Source organism: Microbacterium sp. S1037, assembly GCF_048381605.1.
GTDB lineage: Bacteria > Actinomycetota > Actinomycetes > Actinomycetales > Microbacteriaceae > Microbacterium > Microbacterium testaceum_B.
This window is the reverse complement of record NZ_JBLWIG010000002.1, coordinates 1-13244: the sequence shown is the minus strand read 5'-3', so window position 1 is coordinate 13244 and position 13244 is coordinate 1. Positions and strand designations below refer to the sequence as shown.

The following is a 13244-nucleotide window of genomic DNA, read 5'->3' as shown; positions in this document are numbered from 1 at the left end:
CGTGACCCCCGACTACCGCACCCCCCGCCTCTCCGCAGAAGAACGCACAGCCGATCTGCTGCCGCGCCTCTGCCTCGAAGAGAAGGTCGGCTTGATGTTCCACACGGTCATCGAGTCAGGCGCGAACGGCTCGCTCGTCGAGACCACCGGCGCCCTCAGCAAGTCGCCGACGAGCACCGTCGTGCTCGACAAGCGGATGAACCACTTCAACGTGCACGGTCTGGGAACGCCTCGCGAAGCCGCGCGCTGGGCCAACGCGCTGCAGGCTCTCGCGGCGCAGACCGAGCACGGCATCCCGGTCACCATCAGCACCGACCCGCGGCACGCGTTCACCGAGAATGCCGGCGCGTCGTTCGCGGCTCGCGGGTTCTCGCAGTGGCCAGAGCCCCTCGGCCTGGCCGCGCTCGATGACGCCGACATCCTGGAACACGCGCGCATCGCCCGCGCGGAGTATCTCGCCGTCGGCATCCGGATGGCCCTGCACCCCCAGGTCGACCTGGCGAGCGACGCCCGCTGGGGACGGCAGTTCCAGACCTTCGGAGCGGATGCCGAGCGGACCACCCGCGCCCTGCTCACCTACCTGCGCGGGTTCCAGGGCGACGAGCTCGGTCCGACCTCCGTGGCCTGCGTGACCAAACACTTCCCCGGAGCGGGCCCCCAGCAGGGCGGGGAGGACGCGCATTTTCCGTACGGACGCGAGCAGGTCTACCCCGGCGGACGTTTCGCCGAGCATCTCGCGCCGTTCGCCGCCGCGATCGGCGCCGGGACGGCCGGGCTCATGCCCTACTACGGCATGCCGGTGGGGCTCGAGCTCGACGGAGAGCCGGTCGAAGAGGTCGGTTTCGCGTTCAACCGCCGCATCGTGACACGGCTTCTGCGCGAGTCCCTCGGCTTCGACGGGATCGTCGTGACCGACTGGGAGTTGATCCACGACAACGTGGCTCAGGGGCAGGTCCTTCCGGCCAAGGCGTGGGGCGTCGAGCATCTGTCTCCCTCGGAACGCATCGTCAAGGTCCTCGACGCCGGGTGCGATCAGTTCGGCGGCGAGGAATGCACCGATCTGCTGCTCGACCTCGTCCGCACCGGGCACGTGGCCGAAGAGCGCATCGACCAGTCGGCGTTCCGCCTGCTCGCCCTCAAGTTCCGACTCGGCCTGTTTGACGACCCTTTCGTCGACGAGGACGCCGCGGCCGAGATCGTCGGGTGCGCCGCGCACAGCGAAGCAGGGTTCCACGCCCAGGCGTCCTCCGTGATCGTGCTCTCCGACGACGGCGTCCTGCCCCTCGCGGCCGCGCCCGGCCGGCGCGTCTATGTCGAGGGCATGTCCGCCGAGGCCGCCCGCCCGTGGGGGACCGTCGTCGCCCGTCCCGAAGACGCCGACGTCGCGGTCGTGCGCCTGCCCGCCCCCTACGATCCGCGAGACGACCTCCTCTTCGAGTCGCTCTTCCACCAGGGGTCGTTGAACTACCGTCCGGGTCTGCTCGCACGCCTCGGCTCCCTCGCGAAGGCGACCCGTCTCATCGTCGACGCGAACCTGGAACGACCGGCGATCCTGACGCCGCTCGTCGAGATCGCCGACACCGTCGTCGGCACGTGCGGGGTGAGTGACGCGGCGCTGGTCGCCGCGCTCTCCGGCCGCATCGCCCCGCGTGGTCGCCTTCCCTTCGAGATCCCCCGGTCGATGGCCGCCGTCGAGAACTCCCCGGAGGACGTGCCCAACGGCACGGCGGATCCGCTGTTCCCGGCCGGCCACCGACTCGTGGTGTCCGCCCGATGAGACTTCCCGTCGCCGACCGTCTCGACCGTTTCGTCCGCGAGAGGCTGCGCCCCCTCAGGGTGGAGGCGTCCGCCCCGGTCGACATCGCGGCGTGGCCCGTACCGGGGGAACCCGTGCCCTTCTCCGAGGCCCGGGGGCGCGAGTTCCGTCCCCTCCGTGTCGGCGCGCCGTGGGGAACGCCGTGGAGCACGCTCTGGCTGCACGTCACCGGCGTCGTCCCCCGCGACTGGGATGCCTCGGAACACCACCGCAGCGAGCTGCTCGTCGACCTCGGTTTCAACGACCAGTCGCCCGGCTTCCAGGCCGAGGCTCTCGCCTTCCGCCCGGACGGCTCGATCGTGAAAGCCGTGTCGCCCCGCAACGCCTGGGTCCCGGTGGAGGGCGAGGTCGACCTGTATCTCGAGCTCGCCGCGAATCCCACGATCCCGCCCGAGTCCCACTGGCGTCCGACGCACCTCGGAGACGGTCCCCTGCCGGAGTCCTCTCCCCTCTATACGCTGCGTCGGCTCGAGATCGGCCGCATCGACACGAGGGTCGAGCACCTGCTGCTGGACATCGAGGTGCTCGCGGGGCTCGCGGAACAGCTCCCGCCATCTTCGCCGCGCGCCGCCCGCATCGGCTCGAGCCTGTCGACGATGCTCGACGCCATCGACCCGGACGACGTCCGCGGCTCAGTCGAGCGTGCCCGCGCGATCCTCGCGCCGGTCCTCTCCTCCCCCGCCGCAGCCAGCGCGCACACGGTGCTGGCCACGGGGCATGCGCACATCGACTCCGCGTGGCTCTGGCCCCTCCGCGAGACGATCCGCAAGTGCGCGCGCACCTTCTCGAACGTGCTCGATCTGCTCGAGCGGCATCCGGATCTCCGCTTCGCCTGCTCCTCCGCCCAGCAGCTGGCGTGGATGGAGGAGCACTATCCGGCCGTCTTCGCTCGTATCGAGGAGCAGGTGCGCGCCGGGCGATTCGTCCCCGTGGGCGGGCAGTGGGTGGAGCCCGACACCAACCTGCCCGGTTCCGAGGCGACGGCGCGACAGCTCGTGGTGGGAAAGAGATGGTTCCTGGAGAAGTTCGGCGTCGAGACCTCGGAGGTCTGGCTCCCCGACACGTTCGGGTACTCGGCATCCCTTCCCCAACTCATCCGTCTGGCCGGTGCCGACTGGTTCATGACGCAGAAGATCTCGTGGAACCAGACGAACCGGATGCCGCACCACACCTTCTGGTGGGAGGGCATCGACGGCACGAGGGTCTTCACCCACTTCCCGCCCATCGAGACCTACAACGCCGAGCTCTCCCCCGCCGAACTGGCCCACGCCGAACGCACCTACACCGATCACGCGACCGGCACGGTGTCTCTGGCGCCGTTCGGCTGGGGCGACGGGGGCGGCGGTCCGACGCGCGAGATGGTGGAGCGAGCGCACCGCCAGGCCGATCTGGAGGGGTCGCCCCGCGTCACCCTCGGCGCACCGCGCGACTTCTACGAGAGCGCTCGCGACGAGGATCCCGCACTGCCGGTGTGGACGGGCGAGATGTACCTGGAGCTTCACCGCGGCACCCTCACCAGCCAGGTCAAGACCAAGCAGGGCAACCGCCGGACCGAGCGGCTCCTGCACGAGACCGAGCTGTGGGCCGCGACGGCCGCCCTCTACGGCGATGCGCCCTACCCGCATGAGCTGCTGCGCCGCGCATGGCGGCAGACCCTTCTCCTGCAGTTCCACGACATCCTGCCGGGGAGCTCGATCGGGTGGGTGCACCGCGAGGCCGAGGAGGCGTACGCCGCTCTCGCGATCGAGCTCGAAGAGGCGATCGGTGCGAGCCTCGCCGCGCTGACCGGTCCGGGCACGCGCACACTGACGGCGAACTCCGCGCCTCTTCCCCTCGGCGGTGTCGGCGCCGGTGCTGTCGCGCTGTCTCCCCCGCCCCGAGCCGCGACGCGTCTCACGGCGACCGCCGAGGGAGGCTGGGTGCTGTCCAACGGCGTCGTCCGCGCCGTCGTGGACGCCGAGGGCCTGCTCGTCGGGCTCTCCGGCCCCTCGGGGCGCAACGCCCTGCCCGAGGGCGCTCGCGCCGCTCTCCTGCGCCTGCACCCCGACTACCCCGACAAATGGGACGCGTGGGACGTCGACGCCCACGACCGCGCTCGCGCTCGCGCGATCGACCTCGACCGCGCGGACACCATCGTGGCGTTCGTGGGCGACGACGGAGCCGGAGTGGTCTCGGCCACGCGCTCCGTCGGAGCGAGCACCCTCACCCAGACGCTGCGCCTCGCACCCGATGCGGCGGGAATCGACGTCGAGGTCCGCGTCGACTGGCGCGAGACGCACCGCCTCCTCCGGATGGTCGTCCCGCTGGAGATCCACGCCGACGAGACCCGAGCCGAGATCCAGTTCGGACACGTTACGCGCCCCACGCACACCAACACCTCCTGGGACGAAGCGCGGTTCGAGGTCGTGGCGCAGCGGTGGATCCACGTCGCGGATTCCACATACGGCGTCGCGATCGCCAACGACTCCACCTACGGCCATTCCGTGGAGAGGAGCCTCTCCGTCAGCGGTGCCGTCGTGACGACGGTGGGGCTGTCGATCCTCCGCGCCCCGACCTTCCCCGATCCGCACGCCGACCAGGGGCGGCACGAGATGCGCTTCCGCATCCGTCCGGAGGCGACACTGACGGATGCCGCGGAGGAAGGGCACCGGCTCGATCGCGCGGAGCGCGTGGTCCTCGGCGGACAGGAGGTCCGTCCCCTGGTCGCCTGCTCGACCGATGGCATCCGCGTCCTCACCGTCAAGCTCGCCGAGGACGGCTCCGGCGATCTCATCGTGCGCCTGCACGAGGCGACGGGCGGCCGGCAGGACGGACGACTGACGTTCGGCATCCCCTTCGCGACGATCGACGAGGTCGACCTGCTCGAACGCCCCCTCGACGCCGCGCTCCACCGCGCCGACACGGACGCCGTGGACCTCACCCTCCGCGCCTTCCAGATCCTCACGCTGCGCTGCCGACCGGCGCGCACCACCGACCCCGGCCCCCGACGGCCGACAGAGAGGCAGATATGACCCTTCCGACCGACACCGCCGTGCGCACCCGCGAGATCGGCGTCATCCTGAACGGCGCCACGGGACGCATGGGCTACCGTCAGCACCTCGTGCGCTCGATCCTCGCGATCCGCGACGCCGGGGGCATTGACCTCCCCGACGGCTCTCGCGTGACCGTGAAACCGCTGCTCGTGGGCCGTAACCGCGCCACCCTCGCCGAGCTCGCGGCCCGGCACGACATCGAGGACTTCACCACCGACCTGGATGCCGCTCTCGCGGACCCGCGCTGGGAGATCTACGCCGACTTCCTCGTGACGAAAGCGCGCGCCGCGGCGCTGCGGAAGGCGATCGCGGCGGGCAAGACCATCTACACCGAGAAGCCCACCGCGGAGAGCCTGGACGAAGCCCTCGAGCTCGCGCGCCTCGCCGCGGAAGCGGGGGTGAAGACCGGCGTCGTGCACGACAAGCTCTACCTGCCGGGGCTGCAGAAGCTGAAGCGCCTGGTCGACTCCGGGTTCTTCGGACGCATCCTCTCCGTCCGTGGCGAGTTCGGCTACTGGGTCTTCGAGGGCGACTGGCAGCGCGCCCAGCGCCCGAGCTGGAACTACCGCGCCGAGGACGGCGGCGGCATCATCGTCGACATGTTCCCGCACTGGAACTACGTGCTGGAGAACCTGTTCGGCCCCGTGCGCAGCGTGTACGCGGAAGCCGCCACGCACATCCCCGACCGCTGGGACGAGTCGGGGGACCACTACACGGCCACCGCCGAGGACGCGGCCTACGGCATCTTCGAGCTCGAGGGCGGGATCATCGCGCAGATCAACTCCTCCTGGACCGTTCGCGTCCACCGCGACGAACTGGTCGAGTTCCACGTGGACGGAACCCACGGCTCCGCCGTCGTCGGTCTGTTCGGCGCCGAGATCCAGCCGCGGGGCGCCACCCCCAAGCCCGTGTGGAACCCCGACCTCGAGGACGCGCACGACTACGCCGCCGATTGGCAACGCGTGCCCGACAACGACGTCTTCCTCAACGGCTTCCGTCAGCAGTGGCAGGACTTCCTCGTGTCATACGTCCAGGAGACGCCCTACGCGTTCGACCTCCTCGCCGGCGCGCGCGGTGTGCAGCTGGCCGAGGCGGGCCTTCGCTCGAGCCGCGAGGGGCGGAAGATCGCGCTGGAGACGCTGACGGCGGTGCCCGGTGGTGTCGCCCGATGACCGGGCTTCGCCTGCTCGGTGCGGATGGTCGACTGACCGCGACCGCGCTGCGCCCCGCGCCGTCCTGGCGGCGGCCCACCTCTCCCCTCCGGAGTCGGGTCGTGTACGCGGCCGCGCACGTCGTTCCCCTCGCGTGGGCGGACAACACCCCCGGCGTGCCCGCCCGCATCGACTGGGATGCGACGCTGGACTTCCGTCGCTTCCTCTTCTCGTGGGGCCTCGGTGTCGCGGATGCGATGGACACCGCGCAACGCAACATGGGGCTCGACACCCCCGCGACCCGCGAGCTGATCGCTCGGTCCGCGGAGGTCGCCCGTGAGGAAGGCGGCTCGCTGGTCGTGGGGGTCAACACCGATCACCTCGAGGCCCCGAGCGCGTCCCTCTCGCAGATCGTCGATGCGTACGTCTGGCAGCTCGAGTTCGCGGAGGAACAGGGAGCGGATGCCGTGCTCATGGCATCCCGTCATCTCGCGCGCACCGCCACCTCGGCGGACGACTACCGCCGGGTGTACCGCGAGGTGTTGAGCCGCGCGTCGCGTCCGGTCGTGCTGCACTGGCTCGGGGAGGCGTTCGATCAGGAGCTGGCGGGGTACTTCGGTTCGACGCGCGGAGAGGACGCGGCGACCACGCTGCTCGACATCATCGCGGAGAACGTCGACCACGTCGCCGGGGTCAAGATGAGCCTGCTCGACGCCGAGGCCGAGCGGTGGGTCCGCGCGCGGTTGCCGGAGGGCGTCCGGATGTTCACGGGCGACGACTTCCACTACGTCGACCTGCTCGACGACGCCGAGCCGCCGCCGGGGAGCACCCGCACCCATTCCGATGCCCTCCTCGGCGCATTCGCCGCCGTCGCCCCCGCCGCCTCCGCGGCGATCCGAGCCCTCGACGCTGGCGACCACGCGTCGTACCGCGCCGTGCTGGATCCCACGACGCCGTTGAGCCGGCACCTGTTCGCGGCCCCGACGCACTTCTACAAGACGGGAGTGGCGTTCCTCTCGTGGCTCAACGGACACCAACCGGCGTTCCAGATGGTCGGTGGCCTGCACTCCGCGCGGAGCCTCCCCCACTTGTCGCGGATCGTCGAGCTGGCGAACACGGCGAACGTCCTCGAGGACCCCGAGCGGGCGGCATCCCGCTGGCACGCCTTTCTGCGTGTGAACGGGGCGGACGCGTGAGGGCCCACCCGCGCCTGTCGATCAACCAGGCGACCATCAAGCACGCCGACCTCCGCTCCGCGCTGGAGCTGACGGTCGCGGCGGGGTACGGGGCGATCGGCCTGTGGCGCGAGCCCGTGGCCGAGGTCGGCCTCGCGACCGCGTGCGCGATGTTGCGGGACTCGGGACTGCGCTTCACCACGTCGTGTCGCGCGGGCTTCTTCACCGGAACGGGATCGCTCGACGACAACCGCCGCGCGATCGACGAGACGGCGGAGCTGGCCGCGGCGGGAGCGCCCGGTTCGACGCCGACGCTCGTGATCGTGGCCGGTGGACTCCCCCCGGGGTCCCGTGACCTCGCGGGAGCCCGTGAGCGGGTGCGCGACGCGATCGGCGAGCTGGTCCCGCACGCCCGGGGTGCCGGCGTCACCCTCGCGATCGAGCCGCTTCACCCCCTGTACGCGACCGACCGGTGCGTCGTGTCGACCCTCTCCCAGGCCCTCGATCTCGCGGAGCCCTTCGCGTCGAACGAGGTGGGTGTCACGGTCGACACGTTCCACGTGTTCTGGGATCCGGGGGCGATCTCAGCGATCGAGCGGGCGGGACGCGAGGGGCGCATCGCCACGTACCAGGTGTGCGACTGGAAGACCCCGCTCGCCGCGGACGTGCTCCTCAGCCGCCACTACCCCGGCGACGGCGTGATCGACTTCGCCGCTCTCACGCGCGCCGTCGAGGCGACGGGGTACGACCGCGACATCGAGGTCGAGATCTTCCAGGCCGACATCTGGGCGCGGGACCCGAAGGTCGTCCTGGCCGAGACCGCGCGTGCCTTCCAGGACGTCGTCGCCCCGCACCTGCGCCGCGCTCCGGTTCCGGTCGGCCGCCGCCGGACCACCGCGTGAGGGTGGTCCTCGCCCCCGACAGCTTCAAGGGTTCCGCGACCGCGGAGGGGGTGGTCCGCGCGCTCGAGGAGGGACTGCGACGCGCCGACCCCTCGATCGAGACCCTGGCGCGCCCGATGGCGGATGGCGGCGAGGGCACGCTCGCGGCGTTCCTCAGCGCCACGGCCGGCGCCGTGCGCCACCCGCTGGTCGTCGAGGGACCCGCCGGTCCCGCGCACGCATCGTGGGTCGAGCTCCCCGATCGCACCGGCGTCGTCGAGCTGGCCGCGGTGAGCGGGATCGAGCTTCTCGCCGGGACGCTCCGCCCGTGGGACGCCCACACGATCGGCGTGGGGCAGGCCATCGCGGACGCCCTCGACCACGGGGTCGAGCGGCTCCTCGTCGGCATCGGGTCCTCGGCGAGCACGGATGCCGGAACGGGACTGCTGACCGCGCTCGGCGCGCGCTTCCTCACCGCGGCGGGTCGGCCGGTAGCCCCGGGGGCACGCGGGCTCCGCTCGGTCGCCACGGTGGACGTGTCCCGCCTGCGTACGCTTCCGGCGGGCGGGGTGAGCGTGCTCTGCGACGTGCGCAGTCTTCTCACGGGAGAAACCGGCGCCGCGCGGGTGTTCGGGCCGCAGAAGGGGTTCACCGACGCCGAGTGTCGACGCGTCGACGGGGACCTCCACGCCTTCGCCGCGCTCCTCTCGCGTGCGCTGCCCGCCGCCCGACCGGACGCGCCGGGGGCCGGTGCCGCCGGAGGGGCGGGCTTCGCTCTCTCGGGGTGGGGTGGCGTGATGAGGTCGGGAGCAGCCGCCGTGGCCGAACGCGTGGGACTCGGCGCGGCGATCGCCGGGGCGGACCTCGTCGTCACCGGCGAGGGGCGCTTCGACGGGCAGTCCGCGCGTGGGAAGGTCGCGCAGTTCGTGCGGGACGCCGCCGCCGAGGCCGGAGTGCCCGCGGTCGTCGTCGCCGGTCAGGTGTCGCTGGACGCCGATACGTCCGGCTTCGCGGAGGTCGTGTCGCTCACCGACCTCGCCGGCTCGAGCGTCGACGCCCGACGCGACCCGTCGCGCTGGCTCCGCCGGGCCGGAGGGGTGTTGGCCGAGCGCCTGCGCCCCTGACTCCGATTCCGGCGTCCCGATCCCGCCGCTCAGCGGGCGGTCACTCCGCACAGTGAGCCGCCCCTCGAGCGGCAGACCCGCCCGGCGCCGACGGCGCGCGGGCGGGTCATCAGCCTTCCTAGCCGCCCGTCGTCGGCACCAGCTTCAGATAGTCGAGCATCAGCTTCATCCCCGAGGCACTGGCGTTCTTGCCCGTCGCGGTCAGCCGCACGAGATAGCTGCCCGGCTTCGTGAACGCGTACGAGCCGAACGTCTGATCCCGCTGCGCGACGCTGGTGTTCCAGAAGAAGTCCTGCGGGCTCGCGACGTTCGTTCCATCGACGGCGAGCTGGTAGATGCCGTTGTTGCTCGCTTTGAAGGCGCGGGCGACCACGTCGTAAGTACCCGCTTGCGGCACATCGAGGCTGTACTCGATGTAGTCCCCGACCACGGTGTTCTGGATCTGGACCCTCTTCCCCCCGCTCGCGTTCGCGTCATTGGCGACCGAGACGCCCTTCGTCATCGCGTTGACCGGGAGCGTCTCGGCTTCGTAGGTGCTCGGAATCGCGATCGGTGCGGGGTTCGCCTGTTGGGTGCCGTCGAGTGACAGCGCGACGTGGAAGTCCTTGCCGCCCGCCTTGTTGACGTTCACCTTGAGCTTGACCGTCGGTGTGTATTGCAGCACCGTCACCTCCGGGTCGTTCGAGATCAGGCCGGTCGCCGGGGTATCCAGCGAGAGGTAGATCTGTCCGACGTTCTTCTGCGTCGGATCGGCGACCGAGACGTCGAGGGTCCCCGCGCTCTTGCTCAGCAGGACGGAGGCCTTCCGGTCGGACGTGACGCCTCCGGCGGTCGTGACCTCGTCCTTCCAGAAGTTGATGCCCGTGACATTGAGGCCGTTCTCGCGCACGGCCTGAGCGGACGTGGAGTTCTCGAGGATGCTGATGTCGGGGTTCGAGGCGTAGGCGTCGACCTGCGCGCTCGTCTTGTTCGGCAGGAGCACGTAGGAGTACGCGCCATCGCTGGGGTGGGTACCGTGATCGAGCGCGAGCGAGAGGTAGTTGCGCGTGATCGGGGTGGAGTTGCCCCACTGCGACGACGAGTTGAGCTGCTTCCAGTTCCCCGTGCGCTGCTCGCGGAGGCCGTTCACCGTCGCACCCCCGGGGAAGTAGTAGCCGATGTCCGAACCGGCGACGCTGCCCGCCAGGTGCACACGGTCGACCCCCGTCAGGGTGTCCGACCAGCCGAGCGTCGCCGGCTCGGTCGCCCCGTCCACGGTCAGGGCGTTGTCGCCCGCCGCGTTCAGCTTGCGGTTCTCCACGATCGTCTCGGTGTCGATCCCGTCGGTGCTGGTGACTCCCGCCCCGAGGGCCACGATCTCGTCATCGAACATGAACCACGACTTCTTCGCCTCCAGCGTCCGGTCGATCGTGTGCAGGTCCATCCCGGTGACGCCGTATTGCCCCAGGATGCTCGCGCCGCCGACCCATGACCGGTCCGTGCGGGTGCTCGCCTTCTGCGGCGTGTTCTTCAGGACCGTCGTTCCGGGCAACCGGTAGTTGTCGACGGTGGGCCAGAAATCGTCGTTGTACTGGCTGAGGTCGTTGTTGTAGAGGTAGGTCATCCCGTCGCCGGTGTGCCATCCCTTCGCATTCTCGGCATTGATCGACTCGAACGCGGCGATACGGCTCGACGCCATGCTGATCCCGAAGCGGTATCCCGGTCGCGCGTGCACGGTGCGGTCCATGCCGGTGAACTGCCGATTGAAGATGAGCTCGTCCCGGGGCTCCACCGAGGAGTCGTTCTGGATCGCCTTGGCGCTCACGATGAGATCCACCGAGGCCTGGTTCAGGAAGGTCTTGTCCGCGTCCACCGCCAGCCAGGCCTTGATCATGCTCTTGAAGGCGGCGGCATCCGAGGCGGGCGACACCTGCGAGAGACGGATGATGGATGCCATGACCGGCACCGCGGCATCGTCGTCCTGCACGCCGTAGCGGCTGATCTCCCGTCCGCGGACCATGTCCATCAGGTTCCCCTGGAAGAGGAACGGCTCGAAGGCGTCGAAGATCCACTCGCTCACGTTCGATCGCTGCGGGTCGGTGACGTCCCACGTGGATCCGTTGAGCAGGTACAGAAGGTCGGCGATGCCGGAGAGCAGCGAGGTGCCGTAGCCGCCGTTGTACGCGTAGAAGTTGTGCTGGACGAACGACCCGTCCCGCGTGAACCCGTCACCGGAGGCGACGTAGGGGAAGAGCGCGCTGAGACCGTCGCGGCCGGCCGCGACGCGCGTGGCGTCTTGGGCGATGATCCCCGAGATCGCGATGACCTGGCTCTCCCACAGACGATTCGCCCCGGTCATCGTCACGGAGGGCTGGTAGAAGGCGACCGCGGCCATGTAGTTCGAGATCTGCGTGCTGGTGAGGTCGTCGTAGATGAGCGCGACGATGTCGTTCAGCGCGAGCGGTGCGCCGATCTGCCAGTGCCACCAGTTCTGGTACGACGGGCCCTGGGCGTAGTAGGCGTTCGTGTTCATCCAGTCCAAGCCGTCGATGAGGGAGGCTTCGAGCTGCGCATTCCCCTCCAACGTCGAGCCGTGGGTCGCGTAGGCGAGCGCCATCGACCGGAGGTGTTCGTAGGTGCGGGTCACGCCCGCGGAGTCGTTGCCCAACGGTGAGTCGTCCCAGAGCCGGTTGCGGTCCGCGTTCTTCTTCATCGAGTCCCAGGACTGCTGACCGGATGCCGTGATCGCGGCGATCCGCGCCGAGATGTCGGGGTCGGAGGCGGAGACGGTCGCGCCCCCGGTCAGCATGGCCGCGTATTTCTCGCGCAGAGTGGCGAACTCCGCTGCCGTGTCGACGGAGGCCGTCGCGCCCGCCACCGCCGTCGTCGTCGCGGCGCTCGCGCGCGCATCGGAGGGGAAGGCCACAAGCGCTCCTGTGATCATCGCGAGCGCGACGGTCGTCGTCGTCGCTCGTCTCATCGAGTGGGTGAACATCGTTGTCCTTTTCCTTGCGAGTGTTCGGTTGAGGGTCGTGCAGGTACCCGTCCCTTCCACACGCGCGGGGACCTGATCTGCGGGAGCCCGGTGGCTGAATTCGATCGGGGCGGGTGCCCGGTGGCTGAGCTTGTCGAAGCCTCCGGGCGGGAGGGGTGGATGCCGGGCCCTGGCGGTTGGTGCGGGTCCGGGCAGCCGGGTTCATCTCGCGTGAGGGGTCATCTTCTGTCGCCGGGGGCACGCCGCGGCGACAGTTCTTGACCCCTCACGCGAGAACGAGAGGGGGGTTAGCAGGAGGACTTGTAGACCGCGTCCTTGCCGTCGCCGTTGATGTTGTCCTTGGTCAGGATGGTGAACCCGGTCTGGATCTTCGCTTCGGTGGATTCGCCCTTCAGCGCGGCGATGGCCTGCTTGACGCCGTCGGAGCCGATGGTGGCGGGTTCCTGGGCGACGAGGGCTTGGACGGTGCCGGCTTCGAGGGCCTTGACCTGGGCGGGACCGGCGTCGAAACCGACGATGGTGACCTGGCCCTGCTTGCCGGCCTGCTGGACACCGGTGGCGGAGCCTTCGGCGGCGAAGAGGTTGGCGGCGAAGATGCCGACGATGTCGGGGTCCTTCTGCAGCGCGGCGGTGACGATCTCGGCGGCGGTGGAGGGTTCGTTGTGGGAGTACTGCACACCGACGGAGGTGAACTTGGAGTCCTTCTTGACGGCGTCTTCGAAGCCCTGGGCGCGGGCATCGGTCGTGGAGACACCGGGGTCGGTGGAGACGACGAGGACCTTGCCGCCGTTCGGGTTGGCCTTCTGGATCGCCTCGAACGCTGCCGCGCCACCGCCTTCGTTGTCGGAGGAGATCTGCGACACCGCACCCGAGGGGTCTTCCAGGGTGGTGTCGACGAGGACGACCTTGATCCCCGCGGCCTCGGCCGCGGCGATCGGCGCCTGCATCGCCGACACGTCGGTGGGAGCGATGAGGAGCGCGTCGGGCTTGGACGCGACGACCGCGTCGACGATGGGCTTTTGCAGGGTCGGGTCGAACTTCTCGGGGCCCTGGGTGGTGACGGTGGCGCCTTCGGCCTTGGCCTCGGCTTC

Annotated in this window: 8 protein-coding genes; 6 read left to right on the top strand and 2 right to left on the bottom strand. The window is 70.2% G+C overall.

Annotation, left to right across the window (positions count from 1 at the left end; all coding sequences use genetic code 11):
- Position 1 precedes the first annotated feature (1 nt).
- From ACMW4R_RS10825 to ACMW4R_RS10800, 6 genes are read left to right on the top strand one after another with little or no spacing between them, the layout of a single operon-like run.
- Positions 2 to 1777 carry a glycoside hydrolase family 3 protein gene (locus ACMW4R_RS10825; RefSeq protein WP_418299910.1) on the top strand — a complete coding sequence of 592 codons (1776 nt, stop codon included), beginning with the start codon at positions 2 to 4 and terminating at the stop codon, positions 1775 to 1777.
- Positions 1774 to 4827: an alpha-mannosidase gene (locus ACMW4R_RS10820; protein ID WP_418299909.1), complete on the top strand. Its 3054-nt coding sequence runs from the start codon at positions 1774 to 1776 to the stop codon at positions 4825 to 4827. Before ACMW4R_RS10825 ends, ACMW4R_RS10820 begins: the two co-directional genes overlap by 4 nt.
- A complete protein-coding gene (locus ACMW4R_RS10815; protein ID WP_418299908.1) occupies positions 4824 to 6020 on the top strand; it encodes a Gfo/Idh/MocA family protein in 1197 nt (398 codons plus the stop codon). Before ACMW4R_RS10820 ends, ACMW4R_RS10815 begins: the two co-directional genes overlap by 4 nt.
- The gene (locus ACMW4R_RS10810) at positions 6017 to 7195 is read left to right on the top strand and encodes a DUF993 family protein (protein WP_418299907.1); all 1179 of its coding nucleotides are present in this window, start codon (positions 6017 to 6019) and stop codon (positions 7193 to 7195) included. Before ACMW4R_RS10815 ends, ACMW4R_RS10810 begins: the two co-directional genes overlap by 4 nt.
- Entirely contained in the window at positions 7192 to 8076 is an 885-nt protein-coding gene (locus ACMW4R_RS10805) for a sugar phosphate isomerase/epimerase family protein (RefSeq protein WP_418299906.1), read from the top strand. Before ACMW4R_RS10810 ends, ACMW4R_RS10805 begins: the two co-directional genes overlap by 4 nt.
- The gene (locus ACMW4R_RS10800; RefSeq protein WP_418299905.1) at positions 8073 to 9179 is read left to right on the top strand and encodes a glycerate kinase; all 1107 of its coding nucleotides are present in this window, start codon (positions 8073 to 8075) and stop codon (positions 9177 to 9179) included. Before ACMW4R_RS10805 ends, ACMW4R_RS10800 begins: the two co-directional genes overlap by 4 nt.
- A gap of 118 nt (positions 9180 to 9297) precedes the next feature.
- Here the strand turns inward: ACMW4R_RS10800 and ACMW4R_RS10795 are convergent, their stop codons facing one another.
- Both ACMW4R_RS10795 and ACMW4R_RS10790 read right to left on the bottom strand, forming a co-directional pair.
- Positions 9298 to 12084, bottom strand: coding sequence for a polysaccharide lyase family 8 super-sandwich domain-containing protein (locus ACMW4R_RS10795; RefSeq protein ID WP_418299904.1), 2787 nt, complete (start codon positions 12082 to 12084; stop codon positions 9298 to 9300).
- A 356-nt stretch (positions 12085 to 12440) separates the two neighbouring features.
- Positions 12441 to 13244, bottom strand: an 804-nt coding sequence (locus ACMW4R_RS10790; protein ID WP_418299903.1) for an ABC transporter substrate-binding protein, incomplete at its 5' end; no start/stop codon positions are given.

Bases quoted from the DNA above. Each gene is read 5' to 3' on its own strand.
- ACMW4R_RS10820 (WP_418299909.1), top strand. From the start codon at position 1,774: ATGAGACTTCCCGTCGCCGACCGTCTCGACCGTTTCGTCCGCGAGAGG.
- ACMW4R_RS10815 (WP_418299908.1), top strand. From the start codon at position 4,824: ATGACCCTTCCGACCGACACCGCCGTGCGCACCCGCGAGATCGGCGTC.
- ACMW4R_RS10810 (WP_418299907.1), top strand. From the start codon at position 6,017: ATGACCGGGCTTCGCCTGCTCGGTGCGGATGGTCGACTGACCGCGACC.